Source organism: Planococcus antarcticus DSM 14505, assembly GCF_001687565.2.
Classification (GTDB): domain Bacteria; phylum Bacillota; class Bacilli; order Bacillales_A; family Planococcaceae; genus Planococcus; species Planococcus antarcticus.
This window is the reverse complement of the sequence record NZ_CP016534.2, coordinates 3,179,603-3,195,971: the sequence shown is the minus strand read 5'-3', so window position 1 is coordinate 3,195,971 and position 16,369 is coordinate 3,179,603. Positions and strand designations below refer to the sequence as shown.

The following is a 16,369-nucleotide window of genomic DNA, read 5'->3' as shown; positions in this document are numbered from 1 at the left end:
AATTTGAACGGGCTGTAGCAGCAGCATGCCGGGAGGGGTCGCGCATGAGACATTTTAACGGACTAACCAATTCTGATTTAAAAACTTTTTTTAAATATTCCCCGGCAGAATTTAACCGTGACACGGAACGGGAAACACTAAGCCTGGCATTAGGCGCAGCACTTTATACGTCTGGATCCAGAGCTGATTTTGCTCAGAAGATTTTAAGTGGTGAGTATAGTCACGGTGCATTTTCTGGATTAACGACCTTAATTGTCTGTTTGGAAGATGCGGTAGCTGATGCAGAACTCAAGCAAGCGGAAGAAAACGTAGCAGGTGAACTGAAGAAAATAGAAGCAGTGAATACGGAGCAAATGGCAGTCGGTCCAGTTTTGTTTTTACGAATTCGCACACCCGAACAATTGGATAAAATGATCAAACAGGCGGGTACTGCATTAAGTGTATTGACGGGAATCGTATTTCCAAAATGTTTGCCTGCTACGTTGCCGTGTTTTTTCAAGGCACTAGATCGTGCCAGTGAAATGGCTGGCAGAAAACTTTATGCACTGCCTTTACTCGAAACAAAAGAAGTATTGTACAGCGAAACCCGTGAGCAAACTTTGGGTGAATTACATGAAATCATGAGATCAGAAAGGGATCGAGTTTTAACTGTTCGTGTAGGCGCAACCGATTTTTCCAGCCTATATGGCTTGCGGCGTCCTGCGGAACGAACAATTTATGATGTTCACATCATTCGTGACTGTCTGACTTCCATCTTAAACCGTTTTAATCGTGCAGAAGATGGCTTTACGGTTTCGGGGCCTGTTTATGAACATTTTTCAAGTGGAGAGCGATTATGGCTTTCCTCGAAACCGGAACAAACGCTTTGGGAAGAAGTCCAACTAGACGTTCTAAATGGATTTAAAGGGAAAACGTGTATCCATCCGTCGCAAATCTCAATCGTTAATGCCGGCCATATCGTATCTCTTGAAGCTTATGAAGATGCGAAATTGATACTCAACGAAAGTGCTAAGCGCAACGGTGTTCTACAAAGTCCTAAACGCAATAAAATGAATGAAGTAAAGCCGCATTTGAGCTGGGCAAAAAAACTTGCTGCTCAAGCGGAAGTTTATGGGGTGCTGAATGAAAACTACCAACCAATCGATGTCCTCAATCAGATCAGGGCAAGCCAGTTATCAAATCAACACTAAGTTGTGGGATAATCTTGATATTAATGTTTCTGTAGCAAACGCTTATCCAGGCTTATCAGCGGAATCGCTTTTTTCCGTGGCTTTGCGCGTTAATAAAAAGCGTCAGTTTCTTTTCGTCAGTAAATTAATCGCCAAGCATTTAGCTGTCCATCCTTGTTTGGCTCTTGGAACCGGAACCTTATTAGCCTCCTTATTAATGGAAAGAGTGGGTCTTGAAGGGTACCCGGATACGACTGCCCTTGTTAACATGATTGAAACCGGGGCAATAGATCGTGAAACAAGTATAAAATCGCTTCAATTTAAAAAAGCTATGCCTCAGAAAACCGTTTTCATCGGCATGGCTGAAACGGCAACGGGCCTAGGTCATGCAGTTTTTCAGCACTTCGAAGAAGCTGCTTTTATCCATACAACGCGTGAAGAAATTGTTGGCACCACCCCATCTTTTGTCTTTGAAGAAGAACATTCCCACGCAACGTCACATAAAGTATATGCGCCTTCCGGTATGCTTGAAGAAGCGGAAACCATCGTCCTAATTGACGATGAAATTTCTACAGGCAACACCTTGTTGAATTTGGTGTGTGCACTGGATGATCAATTTCCAGGAAAGAATTACGCGTCTCTTTCCATTCTTGATTGGCGAAATGCTGGCCAAAAAGAAAAAATGAAAAAAATAACAAGTGATCGTAACATCAGCTTGAAAGTCCTATCTTTGATGGCTGGTGAGTTTAACCTAGTTCACAGCAAAGCACCAGAAGAACCTGAATTGATTTCTCTGAACGCTACAGGATCAAGGATGCTGGACGCCGAATTACCTGGTGAAAAATTGACTGTCGGTTCAAAGACTGGACAGCAATATGTCTCGTACACGGGCCGTTTTGGCATCACCAGCAGCGAGCATGACGAAATAGGCGACTGGGCAGAAGCTGCAGCCAGACTGACCGGTGGAACAAGTGACAAGGCGCTAGTTATTGGAGTAGGAGAAAATATGTACCTGCCTTTGCGTTTTGCCTTGGCCTTGGGAGGCAGTCCGGTTGTCCAGACCACAACCCGCAGTCCGATTTTTGCTTCGCAGACAGTCGGCTATCCTATCAAGGAAAAGGCTAATTTTGAGCTGCCAGACGCAGAAGGAATCAGCCAATTTATTTACAACTTGAATGAACTGGATATTGACCGGATTTACCTGTTGGCTGAATCTGTCATTGAGAAATCCCAATGGCAGCCGCTGCTTGCATATCTGGAGAAAAAAGCACCAGTAGAATGGGTGGCTCTAACGGCTGCCAAAAGGAGTGAAGAAATCGAATGATAGCTACTGGCTTAGTGAAAACGAGTTATCCGAAAGAAGACATCACCTTCCTATTAAAAGATGTAAGTGAAGAATTTGTTGAAAGTACATTGGAAGAACGTGAAAAAGCGGTTCAAACAGGTGCCCACTACGCAGAACGGCTGCCCATGGAATATCGCCCCTCTGATGAATATACAAATCTTTATCACGAAACGGTGGGCAAGACCAAGCGGCAACTAAGCTATCTGGTAGGGCTGGTGACACGCCGCATTTTCATGAATGCAGGGACAGATGACGTTGTCCTCGTATCGTTGGCACGTGCCGGCAGCCCCATCGGCATCCTGATCCGCCGTTACGCCCAGCGAGTGATGGGTATGGAGTGGCCGCATTATAGCGTCTCTATTTTGCGCGATAAAGGGATTGACGAGAAGGCGATTGATTCGATTCGCGCTGCGCATCCAGCAAGCCGCATCCAGTTTGTGGACGGCTGGACCGGAAAAGGGGCTATCCAAACAGAATTGACCAAAGCAGTCAATAGCCTTAATGAAGAAAAGGGCATGAACCTGTATGATGATATGGCCGTATTGTCTGATCCGGGTGCCTGTGCAGTGTTGTTCGGGACTCGTGAAGATTTTCTGATTCCAAGCGCTTGCCTAAATGCGACCGTTTCGGGATTGGTGAGCCGAACCATTCTCAACAAACTGTATATTGGTAAAGATGATTTCCACGGAGCAAAGTTTTACGGTGAGCTACTCAAAGAGGATCTATCCAATGACTTTGTCGATCAAATCACTGAATGTTTTGTTGAGACTCGAGAAAGAGTTGAGCAAGAAGCTGTTTCTAGACCGGTGACTGCGGAAAGAACTTGGCAGGGCATGAAGGAAGTCGAAGCGATCGGCCAGCAAATGTACAGTGAAACCGACTACCACCTGATCAAACCGGGAGTTGGAGAAACGACCCGTGTTCTGCTTCGTAGAAACCCGTGGAAGGTTCTGGTCAACAATTTGGATAATCCGGATGTTCATCATATTTTGATGCTGGCTGAAGAAAAAGGAGTGCCAGTGGAAGTCGTTCCAGACTTATTCTACCGCGCAATCGGCTTAATCCGATCAGGTAAAGAGATATGACGCTGTTATTCGCCAGTGATTTGGATCAGACTTTGATTTATTCCCGCAATTCGATGGGAATGGACGTAACAGAAGATGAATTGGTGGAAGTGGAGCGCTACGAAGGCAAGCCTTTATCCTTCATGACCCAAAAGAGCCAGTCAGAGCTGTGGAAAATTAACGATGCCGCATTTTTTTTGCCAGTGACCACGCGCACCCAGGCTCAATACGAGCGGGTGACGGGCATTTTTGAAGGTCAGCAGGCACCGCGTTTCGCTGTTATTTCCAATGGAGCGGTTATTTTAGAAAATGGCCAGCCGATCAAGGAGTGGTCAGAAGGGATTCGCCAGCAGTGCGTCAGCCGAAAAACCATCATTTCGGATTTGATGCCGGAAATTGAGCGCTATTTCTCGGAAGACTGGGTATTGAAAGTGCGACAAGCAGATGACTGGTTTGTCTACCTGATTGTAGACCGTGCCCGTTTTCCTGAAGAGAAGCTTAATTTTTATACGACAGCTTTTAAGAAGCTAGGATGGGGAATGTCGCTGCAGGGCCGGAAACTTTATTTTATGCCGGAAAGCATTACTAAAGCAGGGGCTATGGAATATATTAAGGAACGTTTAGGCGCTAGCTATGTTATTGCTGCCGGAGATTCGTTATTGGATCTCGATTTATTGGAAAGTGCTGATTACAGCATACTCGCTTCGCATGGCGAAGCTGTGAAAAGCGCAGTGCCGACTTCAGAGCATATCCATAGAACGGATAAATATGGCATCAAAGCAGGAGAAGAAATCTTGGGACGTGTTGCTGAGATTTCAGTGCAGCGTAAGTAAGCAACAAAGCAAGGAGAGATTCCGATGGTTCAATTGCATCCGATCCCCGCAAAAACCTGGGATCCGGAAAAAATCGGGGAATGGCTGAAAAAACCGATTGTGGATCACAGTGAAACAAAAGTTGAAGAAGACAGTATTACGTATCCGCAGCTGCTTGGACAGGTGATGGGCATGACGCTCGATGCCGATGAATATTTTGCCGCCATCTATGATGTTATCGAAGCATCGGAAGGACGGTTAATCCGGCTCTCGGATAAGATGAATAAGCACATTGAACAGGATCGGCTGCGGACACTGCAAGACCTGTTCGAAATGAATAAAAAAGAAAAAGGCCTATCGCCAAACCGAATGGTGGCGTTTCTTGACGGTAAAGGGCTGCTGCCAAGATTAAAAGATTCTGGTCTGAACAGGCGCCTGCGGTTGGTCCTGATTGATATCCTGAAAGCTTTTCAAGAACAATCAGGTGGAAATACGACCCATTCCTCTTTCCGGCGTGTAACGACGGACTTGGTCAAATGGACGTTCAACCACATAGAACCCGAAATTGAGAAGTTGTCGTTGGAAAAAGGGCTACCCGGATTTCTGTGGTATGGCAGCGCTTCGGAAAGTGAAACCTGGTTTTTGAAGCTGGCAGCCGCTTTCGGCTTCCATATCATCGTCTATGACCCGAAAGGTGAAGGCTGGTTCGAGCAGGCAAATGGAAAAGAAGGGCTTCACAGCCACAGTTTCCAGACAAATGCCGAGTCGCTTCTCCCTTTCCCGGAAGAAAAACCGAAACGTGTTGGAACAGTCGCTTACCGGGCAACTCAGGAAGTGGACCGACTATTGCACTATGATGACTCAGGTCTATACAAGCCTTTTCAATTCAAATCCTACCGTACGCATTCGGTCCGGCTCAAAACGACAATGGATGAGGCATTCATGCTTGCCAAAGAGCGTGCGATGGTTCGGCCATCGTTTTCAGTTTCTAGTGGAAGCGTCAACATTCCGGTCGTTTTTTCCAAGTTCATGGGCATCGAAAAAGACCGCAAGCGTTTCTGGGAAAATGTACACGATCTGACCGAGCGTGAAGATACGAAATTGATCCGAAGCTTTCCCTTCGTCGAAGAGCGGAAAGGCAATCAGCAGTTCCATTACCGCGCCGCTCTTGGACGGGATGGACGGCTCGATCCGGAAAAAATGAAAGCAGCGCATTGGTGGAAATACAATAAGCTGCCGGATGGCGTACAGACTGCGATAGCAGCAGCAATCGCCAGACATGTAGAGAAACCGATGCTGTTGTCTCAAAACAGCGAGTCGTTCGAGGAATTGCAGCTCTATGCTTTTTCACAATCCATGACGCTGCCGGATGCTGTGATTCAATTGATTCAGTTATTCGATTATCCGCAGTTTGTACCAACAGTGCTTTTCTACAATGAAGAAAAAGACGGTGAATTGAGCCGCGCAGACGCCAATGCAATCGCCTTGATCCACATATTCGGACTTGATGTCCTTATCATCAATCCACAGGGGCATCAGGACATTGAACGCTGGATTGACCCAGAGTCGTTTGATACGCATTGGCTGGATGAACGGAGCTTTAACGAGCCATATCGTGAGCCTTCAGTAGTGAAAAAAATGTTCAAAAAATGGCTGTAGCCAAAAGGAGTGAAAACGGATGACCAATATGCCTGATCAAATTGAACAGCAGGAATTAGTGATGAAAGATGAAAACCAATTAAAAGTCCAGCTGAAAAAAGACCCTGAAGTCCTTCAGTTGGCTTCAAAAATTGATCCTAAAAACCAAATCGCTTTATTGGAATTTGGTCGTGAGCCCGCTAATGAAATTTCTGCCTTTACAGGAAAAGTTCTGAATTCCGTCCAGGCAAACAGCATGGAGGAATCTAGTGAATTGCTGAAACAGCTTGGCAAAATCATGGATAAATTCGATAAGAAGGATTTCGTTGAAAAGAAAGGTTTCCTCAACAAAATCTTCAACAAAGGCAATAAAGTGATTGAGCAATTGTTCAATAAGTATCAGACAATGGGAACTGAAATCGATAAAGTTTATGTTGAAATTACTAAGTACGAAGGCGAAATGAAAAAATCGACAACTACTTTGGAAGAACTGTATAACCAGAATTTCAATTATTTCATGGAACTGGAAAAATACATCGCTGCAGGAGACATTAAAGTCGAAGAACTAAAAGCTAAAGAGCCGGATGTCCGTGCAAAAGCGGAGTCAGGCGACCAAATGGCGCTAATGGAATTGAATTCTCTGCAAAATGCCATTGAACTTCTGGAGCAGCGCGTTTACGATCTTGAAATGGCCAAACAGGTTTCTTATCAGTCGGCCCCTCAAATTCGCATGCTGCAACGAGGCAACACCAAGCTGATCGGAAAAATCAATTCGGCTTTCGTCACGACCATTCCGATTTTTAAAACAGGTTTGATCAACGCCATCGCGGCAAAACGCCAAAACTTAGTGGCCGAATCGATGAGCGAATTGGATCGGCGAACCAATGAAATGCTGTTGAACAATGCCAATGACATTTCACGTCAAAGCGTTGATATCGCCAGAATGTCTGGTCAACCGAGCATCAAGATTGAAACCATTGAACAAACATGGGAGACTATTATGCAGGGGATGAACGACACGCGCGAGATTGAGCAGGAAAATCGCAAAATGCGTGAAGAAGGACGTCTCCGCATCGAAGAATTGCAGAAAAAGTACGAAGACACGCAGCGTAAAGCTAATTAATCGGAGGAGGAAATCAATATGTCAGCAATCAACCTTTCAAAAGGACAGAAGATCGACTTAACGAAAACAAATCCGGGCTTAACAAAAGTAGTCGTCGGTTTAGGCTGGGATACCAATAAATACAGCGGTGGCGGAGACTTCGATTTAGATGCTTCAGTCTTTCTTGTGGGAGAAAATGGTAAATCGCGTGGACCGGAAGATTTTATCTTTTACAACAATCTGGTGGGTGCGAATGGTTCGGTTACTCATACAGGCGATAATTTAACAGGGGAAGGCGAAGGGGACGATGAGCAAGTGATTGTCGATTTGCCAAATGTTCCTGCTGATGTCCATAAAATCAGTTTCACTGTAACCATCCACGAGGCAGATAGCCGCGGCCAAAACTTCGGCCAGGTGTCGAATGCGTTTATCCGCATTGTAAATGAAAGTTCAAACGAAGAATTGATCCGTTACGACCTCGGAGAAGATTTCTCGATTGAAACGGCTTTAGTGGTTGGCGAATTGTACCGCCACGGCAATGAATGGAAGTTCAACGCAATCGGCAGTGGCTACCAAGGCGGCCTTGCTGCATTAGTAAATGATTATGGCTTAGGTTGATGTTAATTTTAAAACCGTTTATCAGTTTAAAAAACTGATAAACGGTTTTTTTTATGGTCTGACAACCATAAGAGTGCTTAGTTTCTACATAACGAAAATCTGTTTTATTCCGGAAATGAGCCTGAATTAATCCGCTTCCTCGAATTGTGAAAATATTTTTATGTTTTCTTAGAGTCGTGGGGCTCCTGCGTTCATTCAAATGGAAACGTTTGCAAAGAAAACTAACTATTTTTTATATATTGACAATAAATTTTAGACTGTATATGATGGAGTCAATTCGAATATACAGATTAACTATGTTGATGGAGATACGCTTCGTGTAGAGAAATCTCAAGAGAGCTGATGGGTGGTGAGAATCAGTGGTTTCGGCATTTGGTAGCACTCCTGAATAGATGGACTGAATCTCCCAGTAAGTCCATTCGCTTCATGTCCGTTACGCATGTGAACCAATGAGGCTGTCAATTTAGTGGCAGTGAATTAGGGTGGTACCGCGAAATAGAAGACTCTTCGCCCCTTGCATCTTTATGTAAGGGCGAAGAGTCTTTTTTGGCGTCTTTATACAATTACTGCCTGCAAAAGCGGGAAATCGAGAGGGGAATGAGCTCCATTATGCTGACAGACCAACAAATTTTACGAATCCCAGGACCAACGCCAATTCCACCAAGCGTGCAACGCGCCATGACTCAACCAATGATCGGGCATCGCGGGCAAAGTACATCCGAAATGATTAGTGATATCAGACCGCGATTAAAACGCGTATTTGGAACTAAGCAAGAAGTTGTGATTTTAACGGGTAGCGGAACCGCAGGACTAGAAGCAGCGGTTGTGAATACGGTAGCTCCTGGCGAAGAAGTTTTAGTTCTCGTAACAGGCGCATTTGGAGAACGTTTTGCGAAAATTTGTAAAGCATACGGAATTCAAACGCATGTTTTCGAAATAGAATGGGGCTTGGCAGTTGATCCGGAAGCGGTAAAAAACTTCTTATTGGAGCATCCTGAAATCAAAGTAATTTTCTCGACGTTTTGTGAAACTTCCACCGGCGTCTTGAATCCGATCAAGGAGTTGGCGGCTGCTGTTAAAGAAGTATCTGATGCACTCGTCATCGTAGACGGTGTGTCTTGCGTAGCGGGTACGGACACCGAGATGGATAAGTGGGGAATCGATGTAGTGGTCACCGGTTCACAAAAAGCCTTTATGCTCCCAGCAGGTCTTTCGTTCATTGCAGCAAGTGACCGTGCTTGGAAGAAAATCGAAGCTAATCCACAGCCTCGCTTCTATTTGGATCTTAAAAAACACAGAGACAATATGTTAAAGGATACAACGCCTTTCACACCGGCACTGTCCATCTTATTCGGCTTGCAGCAAGTGCTTGAATTGCTGGAGGAAGAAGGGCTGGAGCAAGTATACGCAAGGCATAACCTGATGAAGGATATGACGCGCGCTGCATTCAAAGCATTAGGAATTCCGTTGCTGACTTCTGACAAAGATGCATCACCAACCGTCACAGCTGTAAAGCCGGATGACTTTGATGCAGAAGAATTCCGCCAAGTGATGAAGAAAGAATTTGCTTTGGAATTGGCAGGCGGCCAACAGCATTTAGCGAAAAAGATTTTCCGAATCGGTCACATGGGCTACTGCTCTCCGGCAGACATGCTGCAGACACTTGCGGCCATGGAAATCGGTTTGGTCAAAATAGGAAAAGAAATCGAACTCGGCAAAGGAATTGCCGCTGCACAGCAAGTTTATTTGACAGAAGGGAAGAAAAATAAATGACTTTTCATGTCTTGATCAGCGATCCACTCAGCGAAGAGGGAATTTATCCTTTGCGTCAGGCAAATGGCGTAAACATTGTTATGGAAACTAACTTGACACCAGAACAATTGGGCGACCGTATTGATGGCTTTGACGCTTTGCTTGTCAGAAGCCAGACGCAGGTTACACGGGAATTGATTGAAAAAGCATCTAACCTGAAGATTATTGGACGTGCAGGTGTAGGTGTCGACAACATCGATTTAGAAGCTGCTACCGAGCATGGCATTATTGTCGTCAATGCTCCGGATGGCAACACGAACTCGGCCGCTGAGCATACAATGGCGATGCTGATGTCAATGGCGCGCAAAATTCCTCAAGCATTCCATGCTTTGCGCAATCAACAATGGGATCGTAAATCGTACGTAGGTGTCGAGCTAAAAAATAAAACGCTCGGAGTAGTCGGATTTGGTCGGATTGGTCAGGAAGTAGCAGCGCGTGCTAAAGGACAACGGATGAATATCATTGCCTATGATCCTTTCCTAACGGCTGAAAAAGCGGAAAAGCTTGGAGTGGATTTTGGGTCAGTTGAAGATGTGCTGAAAGTAGCGGATTTTGTTACAGTTCATACCCCATTGCTGAAAGATACTAAGCATTTGATCAATAAAGAAGCATTTGAAATCATGAAGGATGGCGTACAGATCGTTAATTGTGCACGAGGCGGCATTATCGATGAACATGCATTGTTTGATGCTGTAAAATCTGGCAAAGTGGCTGGAGCCGCGCTTGATGTATTTGAGCAAGAGCCGATGGTTGATTTTCGTTTATTGGATTTACCTGAAATTATTGCAACACCTCATTTGGGCGCAAGTACCTTTGAAGCTCAGGAAAGTGTAGCAGTGGATGTCAGTATGGACGTGGTCAGTTACTTTACGACAGGAACTGTCCGGAATTCAGTGAATTTGCCGTCTGTACCAAAAGAAATCATGAAGAAAATCGAGCCTTACTTTGATTTGTCAGAGCGATTAGGTGCTTTTTTAACTGATCTGACAGGTGCAACTGCAGAAGAAGTTACCATACGTTATGCTGGAGAATTAGCTAATATGGATGTTAGACCGTTAACGCGCAATATGTTAAAAGGTATGTTGAAGCGCCATCTTGGTAAACAAGTTAACAATGTGAATGCTTTGTATCTTGCAAATCAAAAAGGAATTGTCGTTACTGAACAAAAGACTACAGAATCAAAAGGGTTTACGACGTTAATCACGGTAGAGGTAAAAACTGCGAATGGCATTAGAAAAGTGGCTGGAACTTTATTGAATGGACAAGGAGCACGTATCGTCAAAGTGGATGATTATTTAGTGGATGTCGTGCCAGAAGGTCATCTCTTGTACGTTCGTCACAATGACCGTCCAGGTGTCATCGGACGTGTTGGAACTTTGCTTGGGCAGGAAAATGTCAATATCGCAACGATGCAAGTGGGGCGTTCTATTGTTGGTGGAGATGCCATCATGATGCTATCAATCGACAAATCTGCAGAAGCAGGGAGTCTCGAGCAATTAGCGAAATTAGATGAGATCCAAGGAGTTACAGCTATTAATTTATAACCAAAGAAAGGGAGGTCCTCACTATGAGGACTTCCCTTGAGATTGTAGACAAAAGAATATTTAGGATGGTTATAGAATAAATCTTCATTGCTATTCGTTTCGGGTAGATTTTGTTTACGGTCTGAAAGGAGGTCCTCACTATGAGGACCTCCTTTGTTGATTACAGTTGTTCTAACAGTTGAAGCAATTCCTCTAAATGCTGAATTTCATATGTTGGAATGATTGATTCGTGCGGAGCCTTCTGTTCACGATTGATCCAGACAGAACGGATTCCCGCTTTTTCAGCACCAATAATATCCGTCATCAAGTTATCTCCGACCATTAGGACTTCGTCGGCAGAAAGATCGAATTTTGATAAAGCGTGTTCAAAAATACTTGGATCCGGTTTGCCTACTCCGAATGCTCCAGAAATCACGACGCAATCAAAAAAAGGAGCGATTTCAGGTGTGATTTCGAGTTTGAGACCTTGTAGGCTGGGCGATCCGTTGGTCAATAAGAGCAAATGATAATGTTCTTTCAAGTCTTCTAGCACCTTTAAACTTTCTTCGTATAATACAGGGTTTCTTTTGCGTGCTTCAGGGAAATAATCAGCAAGCTGACTACCGATTGTGGAACTGTTATCAATGTTGATTTTTTTCAATCCAGCTGTCCAGGCTTCTTGGCGATAAGACGGAACAATAGTTTTCATTTGCTGAAACTCGGGTCCTTCATCGTCAAAGGTCCCCCACAAGCCTTCGAAAGGGTTGATGCCAATCATTTTGGTGAATTCGTATGTATCATAACTTGCGTAAAGTTCAGTTGCGGCAGCTCTTACTTCTTTTTCTAAACCAGAACAGTCCTGGCCTGTTAATTCTTCAGCAAAATGGCATGTTTCCTGAAACGCTTTTTCAACACTTTTCTTATCCCATAATAAAGTGTCATCTAGATCGAAAAAAATTGCTTTGACCATCGGTGTGAGCTCCTCCTGACAAGTTCTTTAGTTTGTTCAAGTGTACTGGAAAAGTGAATGAAAACATAGGGAGTTCAGAGTTCTGTCACTGAAAAGAATAAGGTGCGAGTGATATGATATGGGCAAGGAGTGAAAACAATGACAATCAGCAATTTGACTATGTCTTTATTGGAAGAAGCCACTGACTATCTAAGCATTTGTTTCGATGAACTGGGCAAGAGCGAACACCAAAAAGCCGATAGATTGCTTGAAATCAAAACGGAAATCAAAAGTACGGGGACTTATACACACAGTTATGAAGAGTTAGAACATGGTGCACGTATGGCTTGGCGTAATAATAATCGGTGTATTGGACGGTTATTCTGGAATTCGCTGACAGTCTTTGATGAACGGCATCAAACATCGGCAGAAGGTGTTTTCGATGCATTAATTCGCCATATTGATTTCGCAACAAACGACGGAAAGATTCGTCCAACCATTACCATTTTTCGACCGGCAACAAAAAATGAACAACCGATGAGGTTGTGGAACCATCAGCTCGTTCGGTATGCAGGATATGAAACTGAAAACGGTATTATCGGAGATTCGAGTTCTATTGAATTCACCAAAAAATGTCAAAAGCTTGGTTGGCAAGGAGAAAGATCAGCTTTTGATATTTTGCCATTAGTGATTCAAATGCCAAACAATGAACTTTCTTTAAAAGAAATTCCACGACAATCGATTAAAGAAGTTGAAATCAATCATCCAGAAATCCTGGAATTCTCACAGCTCGGTTTGAAATGGTATGGAGTACCGCTTATTTCGGATATGTTGCTTGAAATTGGCGGCATTGAATACAAGATGGCGCCTTTTAACGGCTGGTATATGGGAACTGAAATTGGCGCGAGAAACTTAGCGGATGAAGATCGGTACAATGCCTTGCCGGAACTAGCAAAATTGATGAAATTAAATACACAGTCAAACCGTTCTCTATGGAAAGACAAAGCTTTAGTCGAATTGAACATCGCGGTATTGGAATCGTTTCAAAATGCCGGAGTGACCATTGTCGACCATCATACAGCAGCAAAGCAATTTAAAAATTTCGAGAAAAAAGAAGAAGCGGAAGAACGCGATGTAACTGGCAACTGGGCTTGGCTGATTCCACCCATGTCTCCAGCAACAACTCATATTTTCCATAAGCCTTACAAGAACAACTTGGTTAAACCAAATTATTTCCATCAACAAGCTCCTTATTAATTAAACTATGGGAATTCTACAATCTCACTTTAGATCGGGCAGTGTTATCCTTTAAATGGATAAAAACTGCTCTTTTAACTTTGAAATACGTTACATTTGAATGATTTGTACTATAATAGTAGATAGTGACTATCATTCAGTGTAAGACTTTATAGAGAGAAGGAAATTTAATGGGACGCAAGTGGAATAATATTAAAGAAAAAAAAGCATCCAAAGATGCCAACACAAGTCGGATTTATGCGAAATTCGGACGTGAGATATATGTAGCAGCCAAACAGGGCGAACCGGATCCGGAATCGAACCAAGCCTTAAAAGTAGTTTTGGAACGTGCAAAGACCTATAGCATTCCGAGAGCGATTATTGACCGCGCAGTGGAAAAAGCCAAAGGCGGATCGGAAGAAAGCTATGACGAATTACGTTATGAAGGATTCGGACCAAATGGCTCCATGGTGATTGTGGATACTTTAACAAACAACGTCAACCGTACGGCATCGGATGTCCGTGCAGCTTTCGGCAAGAATGGCGGAAACATGGGAGTCAGCGGATCTGTCGCATATATGTTCGACCACACAGCAGTGTTCGGCATCGAAGGCAAAACAGCTGACGAAGTTCTGGAATTGATGATGGAAGCAGACATCGATGTCCGCGATATCATGGAAGAAGAAGACGAAGTCATCGTCTACGCAGAGCCAGATCAATACCATTTGGTGCAGGAGGCATTTAAAAATGCCGGCATTACGGAATTCACTGTGGCTGAACTGACCATGCTTGCTCAAAATGAATTGCCGCTGCCGGAAGACGCGCAGGTGCAGTTCGAAAAAATGATCGATGCTATTGAGGATTTGGAAGATGTTCAGCAGGTCTATCATAATGCGGACTTGGGGGAGTAATAGCAAGAGGGGCTTTGATATACACAGAGCCTCTCTTTTTTTATGGAACAATATTCTGATAATTAGAAATTTGACTTGTAATTCAAAAAAAGAACGACTATACTAACTTTGAATCAATAGTATAAGTGTTTGAACTTTTTTAAATAATCATGTAAGGGTTCTCATTCAATTTCAAGGGAATTTTTTAGGAGATTTATGGCGAAGTTCAAGGTTCCTGAAGAATTTGAGTTAATCGACAGGCTGCCAAGAGATGCATCAGGCAATAACTCGAAAAATACATTTAAAAATATCGGAGGAAAAGCAAATGCTTAAAGAATTATCGCCGAAAGCTGAAGAGTTACGAGGGGAATTACTGAAGTTCATGGATGATTATGTCTATCCAAACGAATCGACTGTCGAAAAGTACCTGCAGGAAGCTGAAGATCGCTGGACCATACCGCCGATTATTGAGGAGCTGAAGGACAGGGCGAAAAAACAAGGCTTATGGAACTTATTCCTGGATCATCCGGAATACGGAGCTGGCCTGTCGAATTACGACTACGCTCATTTATCCGAGATCATGGGCCGTTCCTTGATTGCACCTGAGTTGTTCAATTGTAACGCACCAGATACCGGCAATATGGAAGTGTTCGTCAAGTACGGAACAGAAGACCAAAAAAAACAATGGCTCGAACCTTTATTGCGTGGAGAAATTCGTTCTTGCTTCTCAATGACGGAGCCCGCTGTTGCTTCTTCCGACGCCACCAACATCCAAAGTAGCATCGTTCGTGATGGCGATGAATACGTCATCAACGCGAAAAAATGGTGGACAACCGGAGCGATGGATCCTCGCTGTAAGATTGCGATTGTCATGGGGAAAACAGATCCAAATGCAGCGAAGCATCAGCAGCAGTCAATGATTCTGGTGCCTTTTGACACACTGGGAGTAGAAATCATCCGTCCGCTGACGGTTTTTGGCTATGACGATGCACCGCAAGGGCACGCCGAAGTCCATTACACCAATGTCCGTGTCCCGGCTTCTAATATACTGTTGGGCGAAGGGCGAGGTTTTGAGATTGCGCAAGGCCGTTTGGGACCAGGACGCATCCATCATTGCATGCGTGCGATAGGCGCTGCCGAACGGGCACTTGAGCTCCTGTGCAAACGCGCTGACAGTAGAGAAGCGTTTGGTTCTACTTTGGCTGATAAAGATGTCATCCGAGAAATTATCGCTGAAAGTCGGATTGAAATTGAACAAGCGCGTCTTTTGACTTTGCATGCAGCTCATAAAATGGATGAAGGAGGCGTGAAATCGGCACGTAAGGAAATTGCGATGATCAAGATTGCGGTTCCACGCGTTTCCATTAACGTTATTGATCGTGCGATACAAGTTTTCGGCGGAGCTGGACTAACAGAAGATTTCCCGCTCGCGGCACATTACGCCAATGCTCGTGCACTGCGTTTAGTTGATGGACCAGACCAAGTCCATTTGCGGGATGTCGGTCGTCTCGAACTGCGTGAGCAATTGAAGGAAAGTTCAATTGTGAAATAGAAAAAGTACAGGAAATACAAAGATAGAAAAAATATTACGGACCAATGTGAAGGAGATGGTGGTGGATATGAGTCTCCGAGAGAAAAAAGCAGCCAAGAAAAAAGAAGAAATACTTCGTTCTGCCAGTTTGGTTATTGCGAGGAACGGATATAAAAATGCAACGATGGAGGATATCGCAGCTGAATTGCTTATGACAAAAGGCTCTCTTTACTATTACTTTAAAAATAAAGAAGAATTGCTTTATAAATGTCATGAATTGATTTTGTCGTGTGCCATGGAACGTCTAGAAGAGCTTTTTCTTGAAAACCTGTCTGCTAGAGAAAAAATGCAGAGAGCAATCAAAGTACATCTTGATATCGTGATTCAGGAAAAAGAAGTTTTTAATCTTATCGGTAAACCAGAACAAATATTCTCTGAGGAGAATATCGTGAAAGTCTTTCAGAAACGGGATGAATATGCCGGAATTTTTGATAGAATCATCGATGAAGGAGTAGCCAGAGGTGAGTTTATCATTGATCAAAAGAAGATGGCCCGTATGATGATTTTAGGTGCCGCCAACTGGGTGCAAGTCTGGTATTCGTCGGAAGGGCAATACGGAAAAGATGAATTAGAAGAGATTTACGCTAAATATTTATTGAAAATATTATTGTGACAAAAGG

Annotated in this window: 14 protein-coding genes and 1 other annotated feature; of the genes, 13 read left to right on the top strand and 1 reads right to left on the bottom strand. The window is 43.8% G+C overall.

The window, feature by feature from the left end; translation table 11 throughout:
• The first annotated feature begins 44 nt into the window (after positions 1–44).
• From BBH88_RS15660 to serA, 9 genes are all read left to right on the top strand, one after another.
• Positions 45–1,190 carry an HpcH/HpaI aldolase/citrate lyase family protein gene (locus BBH88_RS15660; RefSeq protein ID WP_006829012.1) on the top strand — a complete coding sequence of 382 codons (1,146 nt, stop codon included), beginning with the start codon at positions 45–47 and terminating at the stop codon, positions 1,188–1,190.
• Positions 1,123–2,493, top strand: a complete 1,371-nt coding sequence (locus tag BBH88_RS15655; protein WP_065536522.1) for a phosphoribosyltransferase family protein — start codon at positions 1,123–1,125, stop codon at positions 2,491–2,493. The genes BBH88_RS15660 and BBH88_RS15655 overlap by 68 nt, the downstream gene beginning before the upstream one ends.
• Complete coding sequence (locus tag BBH88_RS15650; protein ID WP_065536523.1) at positions 2,490–3,599, top strand: cysteine protease StiP family protein; 1,110 nt, start codon at positions 2,490–2,492, stop codon at positions 3,597–3,599. Before BBH88_RS15655 ends, BBH88_RS15650 begins: the two co-directional genes overlap by 4 nt.
• Positions 3,596–4,411 carry an HAD family hydrolase gene (locus tag BBH88_RS15645; protein WP_006829009.1) on the top strand — a complete coding sequence of 272 codons (816 nt, stop codon included), beginning with the start codon at positions 3,596–3,598 and terminating at the stop codon, positions 4,409–4,411. Before BBH88_RS15650 ends, BBH88_RS15645 begins: the two co-directional genes overlap by 4 nt.
• 24 nt (positions 4,412–4,435) lie before the next feature.
• Entirely contained in the window at positions 4,436–6,049 is a 1,614-nt protein-coding gene (locus tag BBH88_RS15640; RefSeq protein WP_006829008.1) for a YceG family protein, read from the top strand.
• A 19-nt stretch (positions 6,050–6,068) separates the two neighbouring features.
• Complete coding sequence (locus tag BBH88_RS15635) at positions 6,069–7,151, top strand: toxic anion resistance protein (protein ID WP_006829007.1); 1,083 nt, start codon at positions 6,069–6,071, stop codon at positions 7,149–7,151.
• A gap of 18 nt (positions 7,152–7,169) precedes the next feature.
• Complete coding sequence (locus tag BBH88_RS15630) at positions 7,170–7,748, top strand: TerD family protein (RefSeq protein WP_006829006.1); 579 nt, start codon at positions 7,170–7,172, stop codon at positions 7,746–7,748.
• A 290-nt stretch (positions 7,749–8,038) separates the two neighbouring features.
• Positions 8,039–8,266, top strand: a binding site (T-box leader).
• 91 nt (positions 8,267–8,357) lie between these two features.
• Positions 8,358–9,521, top strand: coding sequence for a pyridoxal-phosphate-dependent aminotransferase family protein (locus BBH88_RS15625; protein WP_065536524.1), 1,164 nt, complete (start codon positions 8,358–8,360; stop codon positions 9,519–9,521).
• Positions 9,518–11,104, top strand: coding sequence for a phosphoglycerate dehydrogenase (serA, locus tag BBH88_RS15620; protein WP_065536525.1), 1,587 nt, complete (start codon positions 9,518–9,520; stop codon positions 11,102–11,104). The genes BBH88_RS15625 and serA overlap by 4 nt, the downstream gene beginning before the upstream one ends.
• 160 nt (positions 11,105–11,264) lie before the next feature.
• Here the strand turns inward: serA and BBH88_RS15615 are convergent, their stop codons facing one another.
• Complete coding sequence (locus BBH88_RS15615) at positions 11,265–12,053, bottom strand: HAD family hydrolase (RefSeq protein ID WP_006829003.1); 789 nt, start codon at positions 12,051–12,053, stop codon at positions 11,265–11,267.
• Between the two features lie 138 nt (positions 12,054–12,191).
• Here BBH88_RS15615 and BBH88_RS15610 point away from each other — a divergent pair, with 138 nt between their 5' ends.
• The 4 genes from BBH88_RS15610 to BBH88_RS15595 all read left to right on the top strand — a co-directional run bounded on the left by BBH88_RS15610 (position 12,192) and on the right by BBH88_RS15595 (position 16,362).
• Positions 12,192–13,289, top strand: coding sequence for a nitric oxide synthase oxygenase (locus BBH88_RS15610; protein ID WP_065536526.1), 1,098 nt, complete (start codon positions 12,192–12,194; stop codon positions 13,287–13,289).
• A gap of 170 nt (positions 13,290–13,459) precedes the next feature.
• On the top strand, positions 13,460–14,179 hold the full coding sequence (locus BBH88_RS15605) for a YebC/PmpR family DNA-binding transcriptional regulator (RefSeq protein WP_006829001.1): 720 nt from the start codon (positions 13,460–13,462) through the stop codon (positions 14,177–14,179).
• Positions 14,180–14,483: 304 nt separating this feature from the next.
• Positions 14,484–15,710 carry an acyl-CoA dehydrogenase family protein gene (locus BBH88_RS15600; protein WP_006828999.1) on the top strand — a complete coding sequence of 409 codons (1,227 nt, stop codon included), beginning with the start codon at positions 14,484–14,486 and terminating at the stop codon, positions 15,708–15,710.
• Positions 15,711–15,765: 55 nt separating this feature from the next.
• Entirely contained in the window at positions 15,766–16,362 is a 597-nt protein-coding gene (locus BBH88_RS15595) for a TetR/AcrR family transcriptional regulator (protein WP_238323342.1), read from the top strand.
• Positions 16,363–16,369 lie beyond the last annotated feature (7 nt).